General features: G+C 60.3%; 22 protein-coding genes and 5 pseudogenes. 14 read left to right on the top strand and 13 right to left on the bottom strand.

Annotated elements, in window-relative coordinates:
* Positions 1–1,322: 1,322 nt before the first annotated feature.
* From H1204_RS48365 to H1204_RS48360, 3 genes are all read right to left on the bottom strand, one after another.
* Complete coding sequence (locus tag H1204_RS48365) at positions 1,323–1,739, bottom strand: hypothetical protein (RefSeq protein WP_180736875.1); 417 nt, start codon at positions 1,737–1,739, stop codon at positions 1,323–1,325.
* A 142-nt stretch (positions 1,740–1,881) separates the two neighbouring features.
* Positions 1,882–2,037: a PAS domain-containing protein gene (locus tag H1204_RS53190; RefSeq protein ID WP_346015823.1), complete on the bottom strand. Its 156-nt coding sequence runs from the start codon at positions 2,035–2,037 to the stop codon at positions 1,882–1,884.
* The gene (locus tag H1204_RS48360) at positions 1,982–2,293 is read right to left on the bottom strand and encodes a PAS domain-containing protein (RefSeq protein WP_346015822.1); all 312 of its coding nucleotides are present in this window, start codon (positions 2,291–2,293) and stop codon (positions 1,982–1,984) included. The genes H1204_RS53190 and H1204_RS48360 overlap by 56 nt, the downstream gene beginning before the upstream one ends.
* A 237-nt stretch (positions 2,294–2,530) precedes the next feature.
* Between H1204_RS48360 and H1204_RS52395 the strand changes: the two are divergent.
* Positions 2,531–2,923 (top strand): annotated as a pseudogene (locus H1204_RS52395) (serine hydrolase); the annotation flags it as partial.
* A gap of 38 nt (positions 2,924–2,961) precedes the next feature.
* Here the strand turns inward: H1204_RS52395 and H1204_RS48355 are convergent.
* Positions 2,962–3,786, bottom strand: a complete 825-nt coding sequence (locus H1204_RS48355; RefSeq protein ID WP_180736874.1) for a peptidylprolyl isomerase — start codon at positions 3,784–3,786, stop codon at positions 2,962–2,964.
* 276 nt (positions 3,787–4,062) lie between these two features.
* Between H1204_RS48355 and H1204_RS48350 the strand changes: the two genes are divergently transcribed.
* The 4 genes from H1204_RS48350 to H1204_RS52390 all read left to right on the top strand — a co-directional run bounded on the left by H1204_RS48350 (position 4,063) and on the right by H1204_RS52390 (position 6,691).
* A complete protein-coding gene (locus H1204_RS48350; RefSeq protein WP_243469210.1) occupies positions 4,063–5,463 on the top strand; it encodes a GGDEF domain-containing protein in 1,401 nt (466 codons plus the stop codon).
* Positions 5,464–5,644: 181 nt separating this feature from the next.
* Entirely contained in the window at positions 5,645–5,902 is a 258-nt protein-coding gene (locus H1204_RS48345) for a phasin family protein (RefSeq protein WP_180736873.1), read from the top strand.
* Between the two features lie 88 nt (positions 5,903–5,990).
* Entirely contained in the window at positions 5,991–6,320 is a 330-nt protein-coding gene (locus tag H1204_RS48340) for a hypothetical protein (protein ID WP_180736872.1), read from the top strand.
* Between the two features lie 50 nt (positions 6,321–6,370).
* Positions 6,371–6,691, top strand: coding sequence for a hypothetical protein (locus H1204_RS52390; protein ID WP_243469209.1), 321 nt, complete (start codon positions 6,371–6,373; stop codon positions 6,689–6,691).
* Positions 6,692–7,562: 871 nt separating this feature from the next.
* Here H1204_RS52390 and H1204_RS48330 read toward each other — a convergent pair.
* Positions 7,563–8,147, bottom strand: a complete 585-nt coding sequence (locus H1204_RS48330; protein ID WP_243469208.1) for a hypothetical protein — start codon at positions 8,145–8,147, stop codon at positions 7,563–7,565.
* 275 nt (positions 8,148–8,422) lie between these two features.
* Complete coding sequence (locus H1204_RS48325; protein WP_180736871.1) at positions 8,423–8,731, bottom strand: acylphosphatase; 309 nt, start codon at positions 8,729–8,731, stop codon at positions 8,423–8,425.
* 148 nt (positions 8,732–8,879) lie between these two features.
* On the opposite strand from H1204_RS48325, the pseudogene H1204_RS52385 reads away from it, so the two are divergent.
* The 9 genes and pseudogenes from H1204_RS52385 to H1204_RS48285 form a co-directional block, all read left to right on the top strand.
* Positions 8,880–9,104 (top strand): annotated as a pseudogene (locus H1204_RS52385) (IS6 family transposase); the annotation flags it as partial.
* 353 nt (positions 9,105–9,457) lie between these two features.
* Positions 9,458–9,978: pseudogene (locus H1204_RS48320) on the top strand (NmrA family NAD(P)-binding protein); the annotation flags it as partial.
* Positions 9,979–10,168: 190 nt separating this feature from the next.
* On the top strand, positions 10,169–10,921 hold the full coding sequence (glnH, locus tag H1204_RS48315; protein ID WP_180736870.1) for a glutamine ABC transporter substrate-binding protein GlnH: 753 nt from the start codon (positions 10,169–10,171) through the stop codon (positions 10,919–10,921).
* Between the two features lie 67 nt (positions 10,922–10,988).
* Positions 10,989–11,645 carry a glutamine ABC transporter permease GlnP gene (glnP, locus tag H1204_RS48310; protein WP_180736869.1) on the top strand — a complete coding sequence of 219 codons (657 nt, stop codon included), beginning with the start codon at positions 10,989–10,991 and terminating at the stop codon, positions 11,643–11,645.
* A pseudogene (gene glnQ / locus H1204_RS48305) lies at positions 11,642–12,369 on the top strand (glutamine ABC transporter ATP-binding protein GlnQ). Before glnP ends, glnQ begins: the two are co-directional and overlap by 4 nt.
* 16 nt (positions 12,370–12,385) lie before the next feature.
* The gene (locus H1204_RS48300; RefSeq protein WP_180736868.1) at positions 12,386–13,438 is read left to right on the top strand and encodes a C45 family peptidase; all 1,053 of its coding nucleotides are present in this window, start codon (positions 12,386–12,388) and stop codon (positions 13,436–13,438) included.
* Positions 13,439–13,593: 155 nt separating this feature from the next.
* A complete protein-coding gene (locus tag H1204_RS48295; RefSeq protein ID WP_180736867.1) occupies positions 13,594–14,376 on the top strand; it encodes an enoyl-CoA hydratase/isomerase family protein in 783 nt (260 codons plus the stop codon).
* Positions 14,377–14,378: 2 nt separating this feature from the next.
* On the top strand, positions 14,379–16,553 hold the full coding sequence (locus H1204_RS48290; protein ID WP_180736866.1) for an acetate--CoA ligase: 2,175 nt from the start codon (positions 14,379–14,381) through the stop codon (positions 16,551–16,553).
* A gap of 20 nt (positions 16,554–16,573) precedes the next feature.
* A complete protein-coding gene (locus H1204_RS48285) occupies positions 16,574–17,389 on the top strand; it encodes an enoyl-CoA hydratase-related protein (protein WP_180736865.1) in 816 nt (271 codons plus the stop codon).
* A 188-nt stretch (positions 17,390–17,577) separates the two neighbouring features.
* Here H1204_RS48285 and fusA read toward each other — a convergent pair.
* From fusA to sufD, 7 genes and pseudogenes are all read right to left on the bottom strand, one after another.
* Positions 17,578–19,637 (bottom strand): annotated as a pseudogene (fusA, locus tag H1204_RS48280) (elongation factor G).
* Positions 19,638–19,841: 204 nt separating this feature from the next.
* Positions 19,842–20,582, bottom strand: a complete 741-nt coding sequence (locus H1204_RS48275) for a BON domain-containing protein (protein WP_180736864.1) — start codon at positions 20,580–20,582, stop codon at positions 19,842–19,844.
* Between the two features lie 399 nt (positions 20,583–20,981).
* A complete protein-coding gene (locus tag H1204_RS48270; protein ID WP_180736863.1) occupies positions 20,982–21,314 on the bottom strand; it encodes a non-heme iron oxygenase ferredoxin subunit in 333 nt (110 codons plus the stop codon).
* Position 21,315: 1 nt separating this feature from the next.
* The gene (locus H1204_RS48265; RefSeq protein ID WP_180736862.1) at positions 21,316–21,672 is read right to left on the bottom strand and encodes an SUF system Fe-S cluster assembly protein; all 357 of its coding nucleotides are present in this window, start codon (positions 21,670–21,672) and stop codon (positions 21,316–21,318) included.
* Between the two features lie 28 nt (positions 21,673–21,700).
* A complete protein-coding gene (gene sufU / locus H1204_RS48260) occupies positions 21,701–22,156 on the bottom strand; it encodes a Fe-S cluster assembly sulfur transfer protein SufU (protein WP_180736861.1) in 456 nt (151 codons plus the stop codon).
* Positions 22,153–23,406: a cysteine desulfurase gene (locus H1204_RS48255; protein WP_180736860.1), complete on the bottom strand. Its 1,254-nt coding sequence runs from the start codon at positions 23,404–23,406 to the stop codon at positions 22,153–22,155. The genes sufU and H1204_RS48255 overlap by 4 nt, the downstream gene beginning before the upstream one ends.
* The gene (gene sufD / locus H1204_RS48250; RefSeq protein ID WP_180736859.1) at positions 23,403–24,728 is read right to left on the bottom strand and encodes a Fe-S cluster assembly protein SufD; all 1,326 of its coding nucleotides are present in this window, start codon (positions 24,726–24,728) and stop codon (positions 23,403–23,405) included. The genes H1204_RS48255 and sufD overlap by 4 nt, the downstream gene beginning before the upstream one ends.
* Positions 24,729–24,768: the final 40 nt, after the last annotated feature.

Raw genomic sequence — 24,768 nt, 5'->3', positions numbered from 1 at the left:
GGGGCGTGCTCCGCCGAGAGCAGACAGCTCATCTGTTTGACGCCACTGTGACCACTTCGCATTGTGACGAGCGCCATGTCGCACTCAAGCGACATGGCAGGGACTTTGGTCAGCGGCAGTGGCAACAGCTGTGCCTTGGTGAGCGCCTTCCGAGCGGCCTTGCTGGTGATGCGATTCAGTGAGGCGATCGGACCGGACCAGCATGACCCCGCTGACGGTCTGGGACTCGGAACTATATTCAGGGTTATTGTGGGCTCGATGCAGCCTGTCCAGACAGCGCGTGACTCGCCTGATCAATGATCGATTTCGCGGTGCCAACAACAAGCGCGCGGTCGATGTCGGAGGTCTGCCAACGACCATTGCTATCTCTTGCGAACTGCAATTCTGCGTGAAGGGTCGCGCCTGGATCATTTGACTGATCCGGCCGTAGGACGATGCTAACGTTGCAAGTGAATACAAGGCTACTGGCCGCGTTCGATGCTTTCGCGCAGTCAGCATCGGATTTCACTGATGCCACCGTGTCGGACGTCGGCAGAGGATTGCCCGCAAGGGCATTCAGGCCTCCCTTGTTCGCCGCGTCCAGCGCCCGACGGACGGCGCCATCGATGTCTGATGTACCCGGCCCTTCGTGCAGCCACCCACACGCAGTGAGCGCTGCACACGCTAGCGCCGTCGGCAGCATTCTTCTACGGGTCATTCTGATTCTTCCTCTCAGGCAACATTGCCCATGTCGATTATTGCATTGTGTTCTGGAATCTCGTCGTCGCAATCCCGTAGCTAGCCTCCGCCAGCAATCCGGTAAGCATCATGGCAAGACATAGCGTCTGCGCGGTGTTCATGTTGCCCACGACGCATCACATCGAGCGCGATATGGGACGCGAGAACGGATATCTCGACGCCATTCGACCGCGGTTGCGATTCGGGAAATTGATCACTCGATGACGATGGCTTTAGGCAGTTCGCAGCCATTGTTGACTACCTGCGACCGACAGCTTCCGCGTGCCCCCTTTTTCTTCGTTTGCCGACGCCAGCGACCGGCTAGACAGGTTTCGCGCTGGGAGTCTTTTGAGGACATGAAGGTATAAGTGGCCTACGTCGCGGCCTCAAAGATGGCATCAATAGATGCAAAGCACGCCGGGGCACTTGTCGTCGCACTGAGCATGACACTTCAAGTCGATGCGCGTGAACGGGCCCGTCTTGTGTTTTGTCGCTTGTCGTTACAACCCAAAGCGAAACGGTCAAAAAAGAGGCGAGTCGGACTCGCCTTGAATGCACGTCCAGCTTTATGCCTACTGGCTGGTGTGTGCCGAAGCCCGGTGACGTTATTGCGTCGTGGTCACGGCATCGGTCTTGGTGTCGGCCTTCACTGGCGCCGTCGAGACTTCGTTGCCGGCATCGATCTTGGTCTTATTCGCGGCCGCTTCGTTGCCTGGCTCCTTCTTGCTCAGCTTGTGCGCTTGAGTCTTCTTGACGTGCACCGCGGGCTTCTTGTTCGCGTGAACTTCGGCGCTAGCCTTATCAGTCGCCTTGCTGGTTGCCTTGTCGGTCACACTGCCGGCTTCCTTGGCCGCGCCGTTGATCTTCGATGCGTCCGTTTGCACTTCGGTGCTGGCCTTCAAGTTGGTCTGGCCGGCTTGCGCCGCAGCGGTTGCGGCGGTCGAAGGCGTCGGCGCAGCGGTCTGTGCAAAAGCTGTCGAAACGAGCAGAGCGGAAGCGAGAGCGGCGTAAATCGTCTTCATAAGTGACTCCTTGTTAGGCGCCCGAGGAAATTCAGCGCTGCCCGTTTAACGGAAGCCCAACGGAAGGAGTTGACCCGAGAGTGGTGACAAAGCGTAAGCTTTGTGACGGCCCAAACGCTTCCCGCTTTCCGGCAAAGTCACGTCATACGTCGCCGCCACGGCGCTCAGCCGATCTCTCCTGTCCGACACGAGCCGTAACATCCCGCGCGATGGCGACCGATCCGCACACCACACCTTGATTGTCACGGACCAGTGCAAAAGTCATCTCGACGTAGAGCTTGCGCCCCGTCTTGCGCACCGCGCGGGTCAGCGTGACGCAGCCGTGCAGACGCGTCGTGTCGTTCGTGATTGCAAAAGCCGCGCCAATATGCGGCGTGCAGACGCTCCGGGATGATCAGATCGAGGTTGCTGCCTATCACTTCGGGGGCACTGTGCCCGAACAGAACTTCGGCCGTCGCGTTCCAGCGCTGGATCGTTTCGGACCGGTCCGCGTAAATGATCGCGTCCGTCGCCTGCTCGATAATCCAGTCGCTCAGTGTCCTCGAGTTTTGCACCTTGCCGCTCCAGGTTGTGATTCGAGCTGGCAAAATTACGGCACAAACTGCCAGGTGGCATGTGTATTCTGGTATACGCGCCGAACACCCGATGTCCCAGGCGTGCTGCCCAACGCTAGTTTTTTCAGCACACGCAAAGCAGTTGAGCACGTTGCGCTTTCTCTGCACGATGCGCTATAAATGAAAGCCGGACACACAGCGCACGCAAAGCACACTGCCCTATTCGGGTCGTGCTTCTATACCAACCTCGGTTTGACGGCCGCCGCCGACCTCGACTGGGCGACGCTGTCGGAGCGCACCCTTTACCAGCCGCTCGGCATGACGAGCACGAGTTCGCGCTACGCGAATTTCATCGTCCGAAAGAACCGGGCGACGGTACACGTCAATCGTAATGGTCCACGGGTCGTTGGTTTAGGTTCGAAGTTCGAAGCCCGATGCGCAATCGCCCGCCGGCGGCAAGAGCGCTTCCGCAAACGACATCGCGAAGTGGCTCACGATGATACTGGGCAACGGCGTATTCGATGGCAAGCGTGTCGTCGATGCAGCGGCGCTCAGCCCCGAATCCCAGACCCAGCCGCCGGGTGATGGACAGGGCACCAGCAACTATGGTTCGGCTTCAATGTCGGCAAACGAGAGTTGCGGCAGGCAACGATCGTTATGTTCAATCGTTATTCGCTGATGTCGGCCTGTGTCATCAGGTCATCGACGACGGTGCGAATGGCTTCATCCAGCCGTTCCGTTTCCAGTTGCGTCCGGATGCTGTCCCGCAATGTGTTAAAGCTGGGAATCTGCCTGTCTCCAGTCGCACCGGGCTCGCGCAATCGCTGATCATTGCCGTGTTTGGCGGGTGTATGGGGCGCGGTGTTAGCAAAAGATACAGGCGTTGACGGGTTGACCGTCGGCGATACTTTTTGCCTGACTTCGCTGTTTGCTTGCGGCGCCACCGAATCCCGGTCCGGCGCGGCGCGGCGAGCGAATGAAGTCAGCCGGCCGGCCGTTAGCAGACGATCAGCGGTCTCAGCGGAAACCGTCGATCTTTGCGTGCTCGTCTCCAGGCTTTTGACGACCTGTGCATAGCGAGCCCAGACATCGGCCTCGGTCACTGCCGAGGGACGCACCGTATCGCGCAGGTACTGCCGGAAAACTTCGATGGTTCCACTCGCTTCAGACGCTCGCCGGATACCCCGCGTCGCATTGACATGCCGCGGTTTCTCTGCAGCCTGCCGCAATAATTCCATTGCGATGAGGCGGTGCCTGAGCGTGCGGCGCAAGACAGTCGTGTCGCGCGCACCGGACACGGCAACCGCGTTATCGAGGTCCGCTTGCGTGATGATCTCATCGTTGACGGTCGCGACGACTGCGGATGACGGTGGTCGTGATCCACTCGTGGCAGCCAACGCCGATGTTCCGCCCTCTGCCATCACCCCAAGAGGACATGCACAGGCGACAAATGCGGCAAACCTGGCGATGAAAGAATGGATCCTGCACGTCATCTGTTCGACCCTCTCGGCAGCACTTTTTCAGGCTGCCATCAGGACGAATTTACAAGGGCACGACGGATCCAGAACCTATCAAACAGGATAGGGATTTTTGCCCGGTCTTTTTGGTAAAACGTCAGCTATCTTGGCTGAGTTGCACGCGGCGATTCGACGTCCGTCTGCGCAACATCTTGTAGACATGGCCTCGCGCAAACGGCCAGGGCGACGTGTCACATCAATGTATGGCGGGTGATCGCGTCAATAAATCACCTCGGGGTGCGGACCATGCGCGTGACTACTGCGATGCAGACAGAAGAGCCGTTTGCGCTCATCCGGTTCATTACACAGAGCTATGCGCGGCTGGTACTCGTGGCCTTCGCGCTCGTTCCTGCTTATCTGATCGGCTACCTGTACTTCTTTCAGGACCGGACGCTCAAATTCGAGAATCACGCGTTTCATGAAATTGCTATCGCGGTGGCGACGCTTGAGGGTCTCTTTGTCACGTATGTGACGTGGCAGTGTTACCGCTCTTCCGGTGAGCCATTGCTGCGATGGATGATGCTAGGTTTCTTCGGGTTCGTCCTGATCTACGCGCTGCATGGAGCGTTCATGGGATTCGCGCATCACGACATCTGGCTCTTCCTCGCGTACGGGCCGGCGTCGCGGCTGGCAATGTCGGTTTTGCTGCTGGTCGCGCTGTTATCGTACCGGCAATCTGCAGATTCCACCGGCCGGCGCGTGGGTAGAAGATACTGGCTGACCTGGACTATCATCTTCCTTGTCGTGGACGTACTGGTCGCACTTCTGGCGACCTCGAGGTTTGCCGGCATTGCTCCGCTGCGACTTATGGAGAGCGCCGCGCTCACTCTCTCGGTACTGAATGTCGCCGTCCTGATGTTGCGCCGGATCCGTTCCCCGCTGATGGTGATCTACGGCATCTCGGTGACGTCGTTTGCGCTGTCGTCGCTTGCGTTTCTTCTGGGAAGCCCGTGGAACCACATGTGGTGGCTGGCACATGTCATCTTCGCCAGCGGATTCTTTCTGCTCAGTTATGGCGTCGCCCAGGCCTTTCTCACGACCCGGTCATTCGCCACGATCTACAGTCATGAGGAATGGACCGCGCGGCTTGCCGAGGCGATGGCGCGCACGGAAAGCGCGTTGCAGGAACTGCAGCGCACTAACCAGAAGCTCGAGCATCTGGCGGCGACCGACCCGTTGACGGGCGCGGCGAACCGGCGTCATTTCATCGAACGTGTCGAAGCAGAGGTTGCACGCGCCCGGAGAGGCGGTGTCCCGTTTTCCCTGCTCGCACTTGATCTCGATAACTTCAAATGGGTTAACGACGCCTATGGGCATCAGGTCGGTGACACAGTCCTGCAGGGATTTGTACAGGCATGCCTCGACGCGATCCGCCCATACAATGGCGTCGCTCGGGTTGGCGGTGAGGAGTTCATGGTGCTGCTGTCCCGCACGTCGCTAGATGCTGCCCTCGCAATCGGCGAACGTATCCGCGCGGCGACTGCCGGCACCACATTCGCGGGTGAAACCGGACGCAAGGTTTCCATCACGGTCAGTATCGGCATCTCCCAGTTCGGCAGTGATGGCGACACGATCGATGCCCTTCTTCGCACCGCCGACCAGCGGCTCTACCACGCGAAGCGTCATGGCCGCAACCGTGTGACAGCTACATAGCAGGTGGATAGGCGTGCAGGTATGGACGCGCGGATGAGATTGACCAACAGGTCGTACGTTCGACAGGCTTCCCGACTCTAGAATCGGATTTCGCTGCATCGCAGCAGCGGCTCCTGCCCGCGACTCGCTGTTCGATATTCCGTTCAGTGATCTTCTGGACATTTCGCATATGGAGTTTGTGATGAGCAGTCTCGACCTCGAGCAATCCGTCGCAGCACAGAAAGCCAGCCTCGAAGATCCGTTCGACATCCTTAACAAAGCTCTCGAAAGTATTGAAAAGCTCACCAGTCTGAGCCTGTGGGCATTCAAAATTATTCTCGCCAAAACGCAGGAAATCACAGCCAGTGGGTTATCGGCCAAAGACTCGCAGGAGTTGCTTTCGCTGCAGGCGCAAACTGCAGTGAATGAAACCCAGTCGTCCTGGCACCTCCGCCCTTGAGGCGCCCCCGGGTCGACCACGCTGGGCGTTGAACAAACCGAAGCCGTTGAGAAGGAGTAGCCCGGCTCGCGTCGGCCATGGCCGCCAGATGTTCAAGGCGAGCTCGCTCTCTCTTTCGAGTGCTCCCTTCTGGCGACTAATGGTGCGCCGCGGACATCGTCACGACGCTCACGGCCTGAGCCTGACCCGTGTTGGGTTCACCCTCGTTGAAATACCCGGTTTCATAACTCACAAATTTAAGGCCATCTTATTGATGGTGGTCGACGTTAACGGGATAACAGCGGGAATCCGCGACAAGGCCGATGCCTTCTCGAGTTCCTGGTACGACTGCGATGTGCCGATGCGGAACTTCTTGCTGGCGCCTCGTCGATGTCAACTGGAGTACTGGCGCCGCACGGAATTTATCCGTCTTGGGTGACGGCCTGAATCAGGTCTACCGCGTGCGCCCCGGACTTGCTGGAGCGGAATATGAAGAACGCGAATAACAGGTCACTTCGGTATCAGGTGGAAAAATGGCTTGCGCCGGCTTCCACTTCACTTGTTCACGTGACCGAATTCGGGTGGACACCTTTGGGCCGGACACGTTATGTCTGCGTCGAGACGTCATCATCTGCCGGTCTGCGCATGCTGTTCTTCTTTCGGCACAATGACGGCACCTTGCACGTGTTTCCGCCTGCCATCGACAGGCAGAAGTCGGCTGCAGAACACTCTCTCGTGCCGGTGGCTGCCGCCACCTTTTCAGGAAACGCATCGTCCTCTTTGATGCTGCACCGTCCTTGCCAGACATGAGATAGCTGTGCTCAGGTCGAACACCATTGCAAGGCGAAAAGCATAAGGGATATATCCTCTGGGGACATGGTGTCCTCCTGCAGGAAGATATCCAGGACCCGACCGATACGCAGCAAGCGGCACAATCACGAGAGACGGGTGAGGTCAATCGACGCAGACCAGTACGTGCCGGTGAAACTAATGAAGCGGCTCGCGTGCTTTGCCCATGGCGAGCCGCTCGGCCTAGGTCTTGATGCGCTGAGGGTCAAGCGATGTCCGCTCACGACGCTTGAGCTGCTCGATTACGCCGCTCATCAGGCCGGCGCCCGTTGGCGTTCAGCCGAAGACGGCGCCAGAACAACGCGACGCCATCAAACACGCCATGGCTGTGCAAGTGCGCCCGGACTCGTTGGTGGCGCTCACTCCGGCATATCAAGCCAATTGAGTCTTCTGGCGTTCTCCTGTGGAAGTCAAGTATCTCTGCCTTCGGGGTCGAAAATATCGGAGGTCTCGTTATCATGGACTTCTCCGGAACCGTAACATCGTGTGCAGAGCTTCCACAGCTCTCCGTCGCATTTTGGGCACGTGATGGTGCTGGACGTCTGAGACATGTCTGAAACAGTCTCGATTTCGGTTATCTGCACCCTTCCCGTCCCGCCACATTTTTCGCACTTGATTTTTCCTTGGCCACCACATTGCTGACAGGTAGTCATGGCCGCCCCTCCTGGTGGTTAGGTGTACATGACCATACTACTCCGAGCGCCTGAGAACACGAAGCCAGATGCTCGCCTCCACGAACTCGCGCGGTTCCGTGCCGTGCGACGAGAACTTGTCGGTGTAGTGCTGGGCCAATTGTGCTTTTTTGAGAACATGTGACGCATCTCCAGGGCGGTCAGCGCCACGTCGAGCATTCGGAGAGTGGAAAGGCTGCGCTGCCATGATTCCTGCCAGCAGGATTGTCGTCGTCTGGACTTACGCACGAATCTATAGCCGAATCGCAACCTCGGGCTGAGCGCAAGCCCGTTTTAGCCCTCCAGCGAAAACGGTGAACCCCCGTGTTTTCCTCGAACCATTGAAACGCGTCCTCAGCGCGGATAAAGCTGACGCGCTCGCGCACGGCCTTGAGCGTTTTGACTTGCTCGTTGATGTCGGGCGGTGGACTGCCATACGCATTGAGTACTGCTTTGCCCGCTAGTACCCGTTCCAGTCTTACGTTCTCCAGTTCGAGCGTGACCTTGAAAAAGCCGCGCGAGATAGGATTGTTGGCAAGGCTGTCGTCCGCGACGATCACCTGGACTGAGGTATCCGAGTCAGCAGCATCGCCCCACAGGGTCGCGGTATCGGTCAAATCCGTGTCGATAAGTTCACCAGCACGGGCATAGCCGTCCTGCACGCTGGTGACGGTTTTGTGAATCGGGTCGATGAGGAACGATACATCCGGGGGTCTCTCCATCAGGTCAGGGCCTATGCGGACCATAATACACACCGATGCCACATACGAAAGGATGCTCCTCGACCCTGTATGTGGATTACGAATGCCGATATTGCAAGACTGTCACTACGCCGAAAGTGGGCGACAACTGCGTGTACAGCTCATATGGCACCATCAGGCGCCCTCCGATGCAGCGAGCAGGGTCGTGTTTCTCTTGGCAATGCATCCGGCCGGGACCTGCACTCGCCGGTTCGGCAATCATTTTTTTGAACCAGGTGCCGGGAAATACCCGTTCGTCTATCACGGAGATTGACTCGCTCCTACAGCGTGGGTAAGCGCTCGAAGTTGTCAAAGCGGGAAAACGGTGGCTGCACTTCGGTTACCTCAAGCGTGTCGACAAGCGCCGCGGACATGCCCTCGCTGAGCCAGGCACACATTTCTGCCAACTGCTCCGGCGAGCCTTGCAGCATCGCCTCTACCGACCCATCCATACGATTGCGAACCCAGCCTGTGACACCTAGCGCGCTCGCCCTGCGTACGCATGCCTCTCTATAGCCGATGCCCTGTACCTGACCACGCACCTGGACCAGTCGGGTCTCAAGCGGCTCGTCCTTGTCGTGAGATTCCATGGTCGTACTCCAGTTGCAGGTTGGTGCGCCTATGAGGCTGGTTCAATGAAGCCTCTCGGGCGCAATCGACTACTTGCGCACGTCCTCCAGCAAGCATTTCAGTCAAATTGCAAGTCAGGAGGTTACGCGAACCCTACGAAGGTCGCAGAACAACCGCGCCGAGAATAGCCACCAGCCGACCCGCAGGCACGAGCGCCAGATGTGCGGCTTTCGCGACGCGCGTCGCACGCAGTCGTTTCTCTCGTGCTTCGGCCCGATCCGGCAGCACTTCGCGTTGCCCAGACATCAAATGAACGCGGCACGTCACCACGCCATACTAAAAGAACGCCTCACCACATGGCATGACTGGGCTGTCTCAAGCGCATCCGAATGAAGTATCTGATCAGGATAACTACTGTTTAGCCAAACACGTAGCCTACACTCGTCAACTTGACAGTGCCATCGACACTCCATTATGGCACTTTGATGCCGATTCGCGGCTTCCGCCGCAGCCTCGGGACGGGGAAATCCCTTTCATTCGAATATCCCTTTACGCCGCCAGGATGCCAGCCGTTTGGACGGGCTCGCGAATCAAACGACAACGGATCTGCGGCGACGATTTGTCCATTGCTCTTGGCCCTTGTGCATCGCGCTTCATAGCGATGCGACGGCGGCGAACACTCTCGCGTGCTACGACATCTGCCAGGTGCGCCGCTCGTTCATTTACTTTCATCTGGAGAATCTGCCATGAAGATCGCCGTAATCGGTGGTTCCGGCCTGTTAGGCTCGCGTCTCGTCACGCTGCTCAGCGAGGTGGGCTTGATGCGTTTGCCGCGTCGCCGCGTACCGGTGTGAACGCCGTTACGGGCGAAAGCCTCCACAACGCGCTCGCGGGCGCACACGTCGTAGTAGACGTGACGAACGCGCCGTCATGGGAGCCGCAGGCGGCGCTCGACTTCTTACGCAACTCGGCGCGCTACCTTGGCAAGGCCGAAGTGGCCGCAGGCGTGCAATATCACGTGGCGCTATCCATCGTCGGCTGCGACTGCACGCCGGAGAACGAACGCGTATTTCACTGCCAGGTTCGCGCAGGAAGAGGTGATCGAAGCGGCGGGCGTGCCGTACACGATGACGCCCGCGCCCCAGTTCATGGAGTTCATCGACGGTATCGCGGATTTCCGCACGGACGGTGGCACGGTGTACCTCAGATCGCGCTCGCCGCGCCGTTGAACGGCACGGTCGAGATCGCCGGCCCGGACCGCGCGCCCTGATGCGAGGGGCTACGGGTTTCCCCTTCCCAGATTTTTGTTGACGTCCTCTATTGGCGGAGTAGTATTCAGCGTTACAACAAACGTTGCAGCACACACTACATAGGAATCGTATGTTGTGTTGCGTGGAGTTACTGTCATTGGTCCCCCGCGTCGCGGAGACGCCTTGTCAATTACTGCGGAGAGAATCATGGGACGTCGTTCCTTCCTTATGTCCGTCATTGCTGTTGCCATGTTCGGCGCGAGCGTCGCACACGCGCAAAGCAAAGAACTGGTCGTCGGCACCGACACTTCCTTCATGCCGTTCGAATTCAAGCAGGGAGACAAGTACGTCGGCTTCGACCTTGACCTGTGGGCCGAAATCGCGAAGGACCAGGGCTGGAAGTACAAGATTCAGCCGATGGACTTCGCTGGTCTGATTCCAGCTCTTCAAACCCAAAACATTGACGTCGCGCTTTCGGGCATGACCATCAAGGAGGAGCGCAAGAAGGCTATCGATTTTTCGGCCCCGTATTACGACAGCGGACTCGCTGCGATGGTGCAAATCGGCGACACGAGCATCAAGTCTATTGACGACCTGAATGGCAAGGTCATCGGCGCAAAAACGGGCACCGCCACTATCGACTGGATCAAGGCACACCTGAAGCCGAAGGAAATCCGCCAGTTCCCCAACATCGATCAGGCCTACCTGGCGCTCGAAGCCGGCCGTGTCGACGCGGCCATGCACGACACGCCAAACGTCCTGTATTTCGTCAACACGGAAGGCAAAGGCAAGGTCAAGGTTGCCGGCGCCCCTGTGAGCGGCGACAAGTACGGCATCGGGTTTCCGAAGGGAAGCCCGCTGGTACCCAAGGTCAACGAATCGCTGACCAGAATCAAGGCGGATGGCCGCTACGCCAGGCTGTACAAGAAGTGGTTCGGCTCCGAGCCGCCGAAGTCGTAATCGCTCGGAAATGAGTGCGCGGTGGTGGCGACCGCCGCGCTGCCTACGAAACAACCAGGAGCGGTCCGTGGAACTCGATTGGTCAGCTATTGGAGCGGCACTTCCAGACTTGCTGGACGGCGTGAAGCTCACAGTCTTTATTGCATTTGTCGGGCTCGTCGGCGGTTTCATCGTCGGCATGATTGCCGGGATGTTCCGCGCATATGGACCCACCGCGCTGAACGTTCTCGCTCAGATCTACGTCGAGCTGATCCGGGGTACGCCAATCGTCGTGCAGGTCATGTTTCTATACTTCGCGCTGCCGGTGCTTGCGCATATCCGGATCGATGGCCTGACAGCCGCGATCATCGCGATAACGGTCAATTCGGGCGCCTATCTTGCCGAAGTGGTGCGCGGCGCACTGTTGTCGATCTCCAAGGGCCTCACGGAAGCCGGTCTTGCGATGGGTCTGTCCATGCCGCGTGTCCTTCTAAAGATTGTCGGGCCGCTCGCCTTTCGCCGGCTGATTCCGCCGCTCGGCAATCAGTGCATCGTTAGCCTGAAGGATACGTCGCTATTTATTGTCATCGGGGTCGGCGAACTGACACGAAAGGGGCAGGAAATCATCGCGGGAAATTTCCGCGCCGTGGAGATCTGGACTGCGGTTGCCGTCATCTATCTGGTTCTGACTGGCGTGATGACGCTCACACTGCGTCTCGTTGAAAAGAGGATGAGCATCCTATGAATATGGTCGAATTCCAGGGGGTCTCGAAGAGCTTCGGCCATGTGGCCGTGCTCAAGGACATCAGCCTGTGCATCGAAAGTGGCGAAGTTGTGGTTGTCGTCGGTCCGTCCGGCTCGGGCAAGTCCACGATGCTTCGCTGTATCAACGTACTGGAAAAAATCTCGGGCGGAGACTTGCTGGTCGACGGGCAGAGCGTCAAGGGCAGCGCATCGGTGATTCGTAACATCCGCCTCGAGGCCGGCATGGTCTTCCAGCAGTTCAACCTGTTTCCCCAGATGACAGCGCTGGAGAATGTCATGTTCGGCCCTATCCAGGTACGCGGAGCCTCGAGGGCCGATGCACGCGATCAGGCAATGGCATTGCTGGACAAGGTGGGCCTCGAAGCGCGCGCCAATCATTACCCGTCCGAGTTGTCCGGGGGCAACAGCAGCGCGTCGCGATTGCTCGCGCCCTGGCCATCAGGCCCAAGTTGATGCTGTTCGACGAGCCAACCTCGGCGCTGGACCCGGAACTTCGTCACGAAGTCCTCAAGGTGATGCAGGACCTTGCCAACGAGGGTATGACGATGATTGTCGTGACGCATGAGATCGGGTTTGCAAAGCGTGTCGGCACGCGCCTGCTGTTCATGGACCAGGGCGGCATCGCCGAGGACGGGCACCCGGCCGCGCTTATCCACACCCCGCCGACGCAGCGACTGAAAGACTTTTTGCAGCACGTGTCTTAAGCGAGGTTATGTTTTTATGCAGGTTCTAACTCCCTCCGTCATTTCCGGCTCTCCGTATGACATCGGATACGAACTCGGTTCGCTGGCCAGGCCGGTGATGAGTGCGTACATGGGTCAAAGTGTCGCCTGGCAGGCGGTCAGCCAATGGCGCGGGAACTCGTTTGTGCGAGACCTGCGCCAGGCTGCCCAAAGTGTGTTCCCCGACCATGTCGCAGAAATCGAAGGCATGGCGGCCGGTATGGGATGGTCCGCCGAGGACGTGTTCCTGTGGAACTGCCGGGGGGAGTTGATTCACAACGCGCCGGACGGTTGCACGACACTGGCTGCCAGGTCATCCAATGAGCGGCTCATTGCGCATAACGAAGATGGCGACCCGTATCTGGGCGATCAGTGCGCGCTCGTGGACGTTCGCCCAACCGGAAAGCCCGGATTCGTGAGCTTCTACTACCCGGGCTCCCTGCCCGGACATACCTTCGCAATGAACCGTGCCGGACTGGTACAGGCTATCAACAACCTGCGAATCAGGCACCCCGCGGTTGGGGTGCCCCGCATGGTGCTCACCCGCGCGGTGCTCGACGTCGCTTCGCTTGATGCCGCGGTCGAGGTACTCAACGGTGTACCGCGCGCAAGCGGCTTTCACCATACACTGGGTTGCGTAGGGGACCCGCGTCTGCTCAGCATCGAAGCAACGGTACAACACTGCTCGGTTGTTGAGGTGCCCCGCCTGTCCGGGCACACCAATCACCTCATCCACGATGGCTGTGGCAACGAGGAGCAGATTGTCACGGAATCGTCCCGCGACCGGCAGACCCGACTCGGTGAGCTTCTTCCGGCTCTCCCCGGCGTCGGCGAGTCGAGTCTTCTTCAGGTACTTTTCGACCAGGCCCCGGAAGGTCTGCCCATTTACCGCGATGACCCCGCGGACCCGGACGACGAGAACACGCTCGCGACCGCGCTGTTCGTCATTCGGGACGCCGGTGTCGAACTCGAAGTGCGCCAGCAAGGTGAACTTCGATTCAAGCAATTCATGCCGGTGAATCGCGGGCACACACCAGGTCCTGACCGCTGAGGCAGAGCAAACAACCGAACTTCATCGCGGGATATTCACACCTTTCGGCAAGAGAGGTTGCTTTGCACGTTTGTGGTTGTCTGCGGCGCCACAACCTGTGAGGGAGGTCCCACCAACGTATGCGAGCTGTTCAAGGTGCAATGACGGAGACGTTCATGGCTTTCGAAACGATTATTTACGGTGTGCAGGACGGCATTGCAGAAGTCAGGCTGAACAGACCGCATCGCCTGAACGCGGTGGTCCAGCAACTTTACGATGAGCTAGGCGAAGCGTTGAGTCTGGCGGAGGCGGACCGCGACGTACGGGTGGTCCTCATTACGGGAGAGGGGCGCGCATTCTGCGTCGGTGCAGACCTGAAGGAACACAAGGCGGGCCGCACCGCCTTCGAGCGTCGCGAGTACCTGCGAGGCGAGCAGGTAGTCTGCAAGCGATTGTTGACGCTCGGTAAGCCCGTGGTCGCGGCGGTCAATGGCTTCGCACTGGGAGCCGGTGCAGAAATTGCGATTGCCTCCGACTTCGTTGTGATGGCCGGGAGCGCGAAGATTGGACTGCCTGAAATCAGTATCGGCAATTTTCTTGGTGGCGGCATCACGTATCTCCTCCCCCGGCTGGTCGGTCTGGCCAAAGCCCGCGAGCTCGTTTTCCTTGGCGAGCAGATTGACGGGCACGAAGCCGCCCGGATCGGGCTGGCAAACCGTGTGTTTCCCGATGACGGCTTTCTGCAGAGCGCGCGGGAGTTTGCACAGAAGATTGCCAGCAAGGCACCGTTCTCAATGCGGCTGGCGAAGGAACAACTGAACTTCGCGGGCGAGCGCACCCTTGACGCAGCGTTGACAGCGGAGCTGGAGGGGATGATGTTCTGCTCCACAACGAAAGACTGGCAGGAAGGGATCGATTCCTTTGCCGAGAAGCGCTCACCGGTGTTCAAGGGAGAATAACGATGAGCAGCCACGCTCTCCATGAGATTTTCTATCCGGACTCGATTGCCGTCGTTGGCGCATCAAGGGACCAGACGAAGCGGGGCTTCCGTTCCATTCAGAAGCTGCTGGAAGATGGATACGCCGGGGCGATATACCCGATAAATCCGAAGGAATCGGAAATCCTGGGGCTCAGATGCTACGCGAGCCTGGGCGACATACCCGGCAACGTTGACCTCGTTCTGGTATGCACGCCGGCGAAGACCCTGCCACAGGTCATCGAGCAGTGTGGCAGGAAGGGCGCAAAAGGGGCGGTTGTCCTGGCGGGCGGGTTTGCCGAAGCAGGCGATGACGGGCGGCGCCTGCAGGATGAAATGGTGCGGGTTGCCCAGAACTATAACGTGCGTATCGTCGGGCCGAACACGTCCGGCGTGTTTAATACCCACAAAGCCTGCAACATTGTCGGCTTCAGCAATCTGAAGAAAGGTGGAATCGGCTTGCTGTCGCAGTCCGGGAACATGGCGCTTTCCCTCGTGACGGAGGCCGAGGCGCATGGACACATCGGTCTGTCAACGTACGTGGGTATTGGCAACGAATCGGATATCCAGTTTGATGAGTATCTCGACTACTTCGCCGAAGATGAGAACACGAGGGCCGTCGTCGCGTATGTCGAGGGGATGAACAACGGGCGGGTGTTTCTGGACGCGCTGCGTCGGATGACACGCAGAAAGCCGGTCGTCCTCTACAAGTCGGGTCGCACCAGCGCCGGACGTAGTTCCGCGAAGTCGCACACCGGTGCGCTCGCCGGCGACTACGCGGTTAGCGAGGGCGTTCTGCGACAGGCGGGTGCGGTGCTGGCTCGCAAGTCCGACGAGATTCTGTCGCTCGCTGAAGCGCTTTCGCTACTCCAGCCGCTCGCGTCGCGCCGCGTGGCGGTGCTGGCAGACGGCGGTGGGCATGCGACGATTGCTGCAGACGCCCTGAGCGAACAGGGGCTGACGCTGGCGTCTCTGAGCCACGAAACGCAGCAGCGCCTCTCGGCAATCCTGCCGCCGTCGGCCGCCGTTGCAAACCCGGTGGATGTGGCCGGGGGAACGGACGCGAATCCTGCGGTATTTGCCGACTGCGCGCGCATCCTGCTTGAGGACCCTCAGGTCGACGGGCTGCTCATCACGGGACTCTACGGTGGGTATGGCGTGAGGTTCTCGCAATCGCTGACGCCCATTGAGATGCAGACTTCGGCGCGTATCGCCGGGATGCTGGAAGCGCACGGCAAACCTATCATCGTGCATAGCCTGTATGGGAGTCTGTATGCGGACCTGCGACCTGCGCCGCTGACATGTATCCGTGAAGCCGGCGTGCCGGTCTATGACTCGCTTGAACTGGCAGTCCGCTGCATGCTGGCTCTCGCCGAATTTGGCGAAACGCAAAGACAGCCCTCAGCCGACGCGGACAGCCTTGCGGTGCGCTCGCCGGCGTTCGAGACAGTCCTTGCGTCCTGTCGCAGCGAGCACCGGACGGTTGTGCTCGAGCACGAAGCCCGGCAGGCGCTCGCGGATGCGGGCGTCCCGATGCCGGCACCCGCGATTCTGGCCAGGTCGCCGCATGAGGCCGTTGCGGCGTTCGAGCGCCTCGCGTCGGTGCCGGTCGCGATGAAGATCGTGTCGCGCGACATCATCCACAAATCGGACGTCGGTGGGGTCAGGCTGAACGTTGGAAGTCCCGATGAGGTCAGGCAAGCGTTCGAAAACATTGTAGTCAACGGCCGAAAGCATGTGCAAGACCCGGACATTACCGGCGTCCTGGTGACACCCATGGCGCCCAAAGGTGGCGTCGAAATTATCATCGGGGTTGTGCGTGACCCGACTTATGGGCCGGTCATGATGTTTGGCCTCGGCGGCATCCTGGTCGAAGTGCTCAAGGACGTCGTGTTCCGCTCGCTTCCTCTCACCCAGGACGATGCGCACCGGATGCTCGCCGAGATCCGGGCCAGTGAGATCCTGAACGGGGTACGTGGAGCCGCCCCGACCGACAAGGATGCGCTGGTCAGGCTGATGATGGGCATTTCGGCGCTTTGCTCCGCGTTTCCCGAAATTGCCGAACTGGACCTTAACCCCGTGCTGGCCTATTCCAGCGGGGTAGCCATCCTTGACGCGCGCATCCTGCTTGAAGATGTCAGCGCAACCACCCTGCAGTGACTCTCAACCGGGAAGCCAGAATGACCCTTGCACCTGAACTGACTGATGCGTTGCTAAGCGTCGAGGGGCGTGTCGCGATGCTGACATTGAACCGGGACGATGTGCGTAACGAACTGACTGGCACGAAGCTCGTCGACGATATTGAACGCACCGTTCAGTGGATTAACGCCGAGGAATCTATCGGCGTCCTGATTGTGACCGGTGCCGGCAAGGCCTTTTCTTCCGGCGGAAACATCAAGCACATGTTCCATCGCGAAGGGAGTTTCGGGGGAGACGTATACGAGGTCCAGCAACGATATCGAAAAGGCATCCAGCGCCTGCCGCTGGCGATGCATCGTCTCGAGGTCCCTTCCATCGCAGCCATCAATGGCGCCGCATTGGGCGCGGGCTTCGACCTCGCCTGCATGTGCGACCTGAGACTGGCTGCAACCGACGCAATCATGGGTGAGACCTTCATCAACGTGGGCATCATTCCCGGCGATGGCGGCGCGTGGTTGCTCCAGCGACTCGTCGGCTACCAGCGGGCCGCAGAGCTGACGTTTTCAGGCCGGACCTTTACCGGCGCGCAGGCCAGGGAACTTGGTATCGTTCTCGACGCCGTAAGCGCAGATCAGTTACTGGATACCGCGCAACAGTTGGCCAGGGGCCTCGCAGCAAAACCTCCGCAAGCCCTCAGGCTAACGAAGCGCCTGATGAAATCAGCCCAGCGCATGGAACTACCCGACTTCCTCGACCACTGTGCCGTGTTTCAGGGGATGTGCCACAACACCGAGGACCATATCGAAGCGCTCGCCGCGACGCTCGAGAAGCGCGCGCCTCAATTCAAGGGTCAATAGGCGCGCCCACCTTTACTGAAATAACCCCGGCACTTCGGCAAAACCGGGCCTTTATACGTAAGCGACTCGGTAAGGCCGTCCGCTGTTACACGTGAGCGCGTTGCATGATCCGGACACAGTCTGGATGCCGAATGAAATGGCGCCTGCAGGACTGAATTCGACCGATGAAAGTTGTGTCGCCGTTTAATTTAATTCCTGGCTGATACGCCAGCCACTTCAAGCTCGACCTCGGCATAGTGGTCGAACTCCATGGAATACAGTCCGCGGCCCTGGGTGACCGAGCGCAAATCAGTAACGTAGCCGAACATTTCGGCGAGAGGCACCTGGCCGACAATCGCTTCCACACCGCCCGGGCGCGGCGCCACCGCTTCGATCTCCGCGCGGCGGGCGCCGAGCTGGGCCAGCGCGGCCCCGGTGTACTCAGTCGGCACCAGCACCTCGATGCGGAACATCGGTTCAAGCAGCACCATCCGCCCCTTGCCGAACGCCGCGCGGCATGCCTGGAGGGCCGCGGCGCGGTATGCGAACTCGCTCGAATCGACCGAATGGCTGGAACCGCCTTCGAGGCGCACCTTGATGTCGGTGACAGGATAGCCTGCCAGCGCTCCGATTTCGGCGGCATCGCGCACACCCTGCTCCACCGCCGGGATGAACTGGCGCGGCACGGCCCCGCCGGTGATTGCGTTTTCGAAGCGCATGCCCGAGCCGCGCGCGCCGGGGTGCAGCGAAAGAATCACGTGGCCGTATTGGCCATGTCCGCCAGTCTGGTGGACAAAACGCCCCTCCTCAGCCGCCACTGCGCGCGTAATGGTTTCCTTGTAGGCCACGCGCGGCCGCCCCATTTTCGCCCCTACACCGTATTCGCGCTCCAACCTGTCAAGCAAGATTTCGAGGTGGAGTTCGCCCATGGCGGCAACCAGCAACTGGCCACTGTCTTCATCGAGGCTCAGTTGAAGGGTCGGATCTTCGTCGGTCAACTGACGTAACGCCTCGGCCATGCGGCCATGCTCGGCGAGCGTTCTCGCTTCTACCGTGGCCCGCAGGACCGGCTCCGGGAAGGTGATCGTTTCCAGCGTTACCGGGTGTTCCGCGTGGCACAGCGTATCGCCCGTATAGGTCTGATTCAGGCCGAGAAACGCACCGATTTCCCCGGCGTGCAGCGCCTCGACGTTTTCGCGATGATTGGCATACATGCGCAACAAACGCCCTGCCCGCTCCTTGCGGTTACGGGTGGCATTGTGCAGCGCCATGCCGGCGCTAACCATGCCCGAATAGATGCGCGCATAGGCCAGGTGGCCGGCGTAGGGGTCGTTGACGATTTTGAAGACCAGCGCCGCGAGCGGTTCTTCATCGCGCGGCGCGAGGCTGATCGTGCGACCGCTGTCAGGATCAGTCCCCTGTACCTCGCCGACATCGAGCGGTGACGGCAGAAAGTCGACCACACAGTCCAGCAGCGGTTGCACGCCGATATCCCGTAACGCGGCACCACAGCAAACGGGAAACAGACGATTGGCGAGCGTGGCACGACGCAGCGCAGCGCGTAATGGCTCCGCATTGATCTCGCCACCTGCCAAATAGAGCGAGAGCAGTTCATCGTCAGCCTCGGCAACCGACTCGATCAGCCGCTGCCGTGCGGCCTCGGCCGCCGCACGATATTCAGCCGGTACGGGACCGCATTCCGGTTTTCCCTCCCGCGCCGCCCCCAGCGCAGCAGTTGCATCGACAGCAGATCGACCTCGCCCTCGAACGCCGCTTCGTGGCCGACAGGCATTTGCAGGCACGCCACCGGTGCGCCGAGGCGCTCATGCACGCTGGTCACCGCGCGCTCGAAGTCGGCCCCGATGCGATCCATCTTGTTAATGAAGCACAGCCGCGGCACCCGGTAGCGATCGGCCTGCCGCCATACCGTCTCGCTTTGCGGCTGCACACCGTGCACCGCATCGAATACCACCACGGCGCCATCCAGCACCCGTAGCGAGCGCTGCACTTCGGCGGTGAAATCGATATGCCCCGGGGTATCGATCAGGTTGATCATACAGTCGCGCCATTGCGCGCTGATGGCCGCCGCCACGATCGTGATGCCGCGCTCGCGCTCCTGGGCCATCCAGTCGGTCACCGTCGTGCCGCTGTCGACCGAGCCCAGTCGATGGGTACGTCCCGTATGAAAGAGAATCCGGTCGGTAATGGTGGTCTTGCCAGCATCGATGTGGGCAATGACGCCGATGTTGCGTATGCCGGCGATCGGCACGGAGGTTGCGGCCACAGGTCATCTCCGGGGCTGTTGCAAAATGATATTGGCTGGCGCTCCGGCGCGGCCTTGCCGTACTACCTGTACTGTTTGCAGCCGCGCCAGGCCGTCGGAACCGCTACGCCTGATTTTGCAACAACCTCTCAATGCGGGTAGCCGAAACCATCGAGGGTAAGCCACGGGCAGAAAGTTTTTGTCGATGGATCAGGCCCGCACGTCGATGCGGTTGACGACCTGGTCGATCGCGTCCAGGTACCAGGCGTCTTGTTCCGCCCGCCGACGCTCGTCCTCGCTCGACACCCAACCCTCGAGAGTCACCGTGTGGTTCAGCGACTTGATCGTGATCTGGTCGGCATGCACGCAGGGATCGATTTCCAACACCAGATGCAGGGCGTCGGTGATTTCGTTGTCGTTGTCTTCCTCGGCTGGAAACACGTCCAGCAGGTTCACCACTTCGCGGCAACTGCCGGCCCACCAGGCGAACACCCCGGCCAGGCGTTTGTGGGACAGGCTGATCACTTGTCCCGTCAGCGTCACCACGCCGTCCTGAACGGTGACTTCGATAGCGCCGCTGCCATCCTCGTTACCTGCAGCGTCCATGGTGCCGCGCAGTATTTCCACCTGCCCCTTGACGCGCGCACAGATCACGCAGTTGCGAAAGTCCACGGCTTGCAAGAGTCGCTCACACACACTGTCGCGCATGGCCCCGTCACCGACCGGCGACTCGACTCTCACGCGCAGGTGGTCGACCAACTCCGCCGCACCGCTGAGCGAGTGCGCCAGATGGATGATGCGCTTCCTGGATGCGATATCCGGCACCTCGCCAGATACGGTCAAGGTACCGCCGCTGAAATTCATCTGGATGAGATGATTTTGCAGGATCAGGTGCGATTCGCGCTCAAAGGTCGCCAGCACCTGCTTCAAGACTGCATCACTGCCTTGCATGATCCACCTCGCGCAAAAAGTTCATGGCGCGGCTCACTCAATGGACCGCCTCGCGGACCCGGCCCACCTCGCAGTGCGCGGGTCCGGCCCCGCTTAGTCGATTATAGGCATTCAGTCGTATGCGATAGTCACGGCCTGGCTCGGGAGCCTTCGTCAATTGATATGACTTTGTCGGGTAGCCGCTGTGCATTACTGCGCCGCGGCCCCATCAGAGCCGTGCATGCATCCTTTAACGTACGGCTCAAGCCTTTCAAAGCCCCGGGTCGGGAGCCCGTTTCATTACTGTGAACCACGACAATGGAGTTTCGACATGGCATCGTGCCCCCTCCATCTTTAGAACAAGATTCGTGTAGCAGCAGGTCCATACCTCGTCGGTCCGGTGCCCGCCTCGCCCTCCTTTCAGAAAGCGTTTCCGTCCCACCGCGCGTCGCGCACCTGCACGATACCGGCCTCGACGCGCACCGGAAACACCGCCAAGTCTTCATAGGCCGGTGGCGCAAGCACCCTACCCGTTCTGATGCAGAAACGCGCGCCATGCCGCGGACACACCACCACGTCGCCCTCTACTGCACCGCCAGTCAGGATGCCACCATCGTGCGGGCAGGTATCTTCGATCCCGTAACAGGTGCCATCCAGGTTGAACACCGCCACCTGTGCACCGTCTACGTCGACACTACGCACCGAACCAGGCGGGAAATCCGTCATCGCCGCGACATCGACCCAGGCTGACATGTCAAAGCATCCCGAGTTGCAAACGTGCTCCCTCGGACATCCGCTCTTTCGTCCACGGCGGATCCCACACCAGTTCCACCCGTACGCCGGTCACACCTGACACCGAATACACCGCGTCCTCGACCGTCGCGGGAAACGTCTGCGCAACGGGGCAGCCCGGCGCAGTCAGCGTCATGCGGATCGCCACGTGGCCCGCTTCGTCGTCCACTTCCAGGTCATACATCAGCCCCAGATCGTAGATGTTGACGGGAATCTCGGGGTCGAACACCGTTCGCAACCCTTCCACCACGCGCGTCCGCAGATCGCCGTCGCCGGGCTCCAGCGCGTCGGCTCGTTTCAACCAGTCGAATGCGTTCATCGCTTCTCACCTCATTGCACGCTTCGCGTCACTCTGTCGTTATGGTGCCGCGCTCGTCCTGCAAAGCGGCGCGCAGCGTATGCCATGCCAGCGTCGCGCACTTCACGCGCGCCGGAAACTCGCGTACGCCCGAGAGCACCGCGAGTTTGCCGAGCCCCGCCTCGCTTTGCGTCGGCGCGCCCGCCGGCGTCGTCACCATGTCGTGGAACGATCCGAAGAGCGTCTCCACTTCCGACTCGGTGCGGCCCTTCAGCGCCTCCGTCATCAGCGATGCTGACGCAATGGCGATCGCACAACCTGCTCCCTCGAACCCTGCGTCTTTCACGACACCGTCTTCAATGCGCAGATATAACGTGATGCGGTCTCCGCACAGCGGGTTATATCCTTCCGCCTTGTGATTGGCGTTCGGCACCGGATGATAGTTTCTCGGTCGCCGGTAATGGTCGAAGATGACTTCCTGGTACAGGTCGCGCAGACTGCTCATGATCCGAACACCTCCTGCACGCGCGCCATTGCTTCGACGAGCGCGTCGATGTCGGCTCGTGTGTTGTATAGCGCGAATGATGCGCGCACGGTTGCCGGCACGCCAAAGCGCTGCATGACGGGCATCGCGCAATGATGGCCGGCGCGCACCGCGACGCCGCGGGAATCGAGAATCGTTCCGACGTCGTGCGGGTGCACATGGTCGAGCACGAACGACAGAATGCCTGCCTTTTCGTGCGCGGTGCCGATCAGCCGCAGATGCGGGATCGCGCGCATCGCGTCCGTCGCATACGCGAGCATGTCGGCCTCATGTGCGCCAAGCAGTTCGTGACCGATTTCGCTTACATAGTCGAGCGCCGCCGCGAGCGCGATCGCGCCGCAGATGTTCGGCGTGCCAGCCTCGAACTTCCAGGGAATGTCGTTATAAACGGTATTGTCGAATGTCACCGAGCGGATCATGTCGCCTCCGCCTTGCCACGGCGGCATTGCTTCAAGCAGGTTCGCCCTTGCGTACAGCACGCCGATTCCAGTCGGTCCATAGACCTTGTGCCCCGAGAACGCGTAGAAATCGCAATCGAGCGCGCGCACATCGACGGGCAGATGGGCAATCGCTTGCGCACCGTCTAGCAGCACGGGCACACCGTGCACGTGTGCGGTCTCGACCAGCCTCGCGACCGGGTTGATGCTGCCCAGCGCATTGGACACGTGCGTGACCGCGACCATGCGCGTCCGTGCGCCGAGCATGCTGTCGTATGCGTCGACATCGAGTTCGCCGCTATCGTCGATCGGGACGACCTTCAGGACCGCGCCCGTCTGCTCGCAGACGAGCTGCCACGGCACGATGTTCGAATGATGTTCCATCGCGCTGATCAGGATTTCGTCGCCAGGTTTCGCGGCAGGCCGCAGATAGCTCTGCGCGACAAGGTTGATCGCCTCCGTCGTACCGCGCACGAAGACGATTTCCTCTGCGCCTGCCGCATTGACGAAGCGCGCAATCCGTGCACGGGCGGCTTCATACGCGTCGGTGGCGCGCTGTGACAACTGATGCACGCCGCGATGCACGTTCGCATTCATGTGCGCGTAATAGGCGCGCTCCGCCTCGATCACGGCCGAAGGTTTCTGGGTTGTCGCCCCGTTGTCGAGATACACCAGCGGCGCGCCGTGCATGCGTTCGTGCAGGATAGGAAAGTCCCTTCGCCAGCGCAATACCGTATTGGTGTCCGGGACGTGCACAGGTTCGATTGGCCTCATATCAGCCCCCGAACATGCTCACCTTCCGGCGTACGCGCCAGCAGCAGTTTCGTCAGTCCACTGCGCACGACGGCGATACTGACGCGCTCCACGCTGTCGCGCGCAAATGCCCATATCAGCAACGCCCGCGCGATGCGTTCGTCGATACCGCGCGAGCGCAGATAGAACAGCTGGTTCTCGTCGAGCTGGCCTACGGTTGCGCCATGCGTGCACTTGACGTCGTCGGCGTGGATCTCCAGTTGAGGCTTCGTGTCGATCTGTGCGTCACGCGACAGCAGGAGGTTGTAGTTCGCCTGATGCGTGTTGGTCTGCTGTGCGTCCCGGCGCACGATCACATTGCCATTGAATACGCCATGCGACGCGCCGTCGAGCACCCCCCGGTAGTATTCCCGGCTCGTACCATGCGGCTTCTCGTGATCGATGCGCGTGTGATGATCCACATGCTGTCTCGCGCCCACGAGATACAGTCCGTTCAGTTCGGCATGAGTGTCGACCGCCTGCAGCCGCGTATCAATCTGGGTGCGGGACAATGCGCCGCCGAACGCAAACGAGTGTGAAGTGAAGCGGCTCGCCCGCTGCTGCGTGACGTCGAGGCGTGCAATGTGGAAGGCGCTACGCGCCTCCTGCTGGACGCGGCAATGCTGGACATCCGCCTCGTCGCCGGCCACGATCTTCGTCACTGTGTTGAGGAGATACGCGTCATCTGCGATACCGACGAACTGCTCGACGATTGCACAGCGCGAACGCGCGCCCGCCAATATCACATTGAGAGGATGCATCGCGAGGCCGGCTTCGTCAGCCAGGAACAGCATGACAAGCGGCGCGTCGATCGCACTGTCCTGCGGCAGCAGGACCACATATCCGTCGCTCAGGAACGCCGTGTTCAGCGCCTCGAAGCCATCATGCGGCGCCGGCTGCGCAATGATGTCCCTGAGCCGCTCCGGCGTCTCGCGGATCGCCCGCGTCAAACTGCCGACGAACGCGCCCTCGGCCAGGAGCGGCACGCGCGACAGCCTCGGTATATGGCAGCCGTTCACGAATACGAGCCGGCCCACGGTCCTGTCCGGCACGAGATCGTCGACAATGCGCGCAATATCCAGGTCATCACTGCGCGACGACGTGAAATGCCACGGCCGCTTCGCAATGGTGGCCACATTCGTGTACTTCCAGTCTTCCAGCTGCGTCGTGGGAAAGCCGAGCGCTTCGAACTGCTCGAACGCGTGGCGCCGCGCGCTGCGCAACCAGCGATGTTCCGCGCCGGGCAGCGTCTTCGACAGCGTCTGGAATGCCTGATGGAGGTACCCGAACGTCGTTTCAGTCATTTCACGTCTACTCCTCACGATATCGCGTGTGACCGTCTCG

This window comes from Paraburkholderia sp. PGU19 (assembly GCF_013426915.1).
In the GTDB taxonomy this organism is placed as follows: Bacteria; Pseudomonadota; Gammaproteobacteria; order Burkholderiales; family Burkholderiaceae; genus Paraburkholderia.
This window is presented reverse-complemented; position numbering and strand designations above follow the sequence as displayed.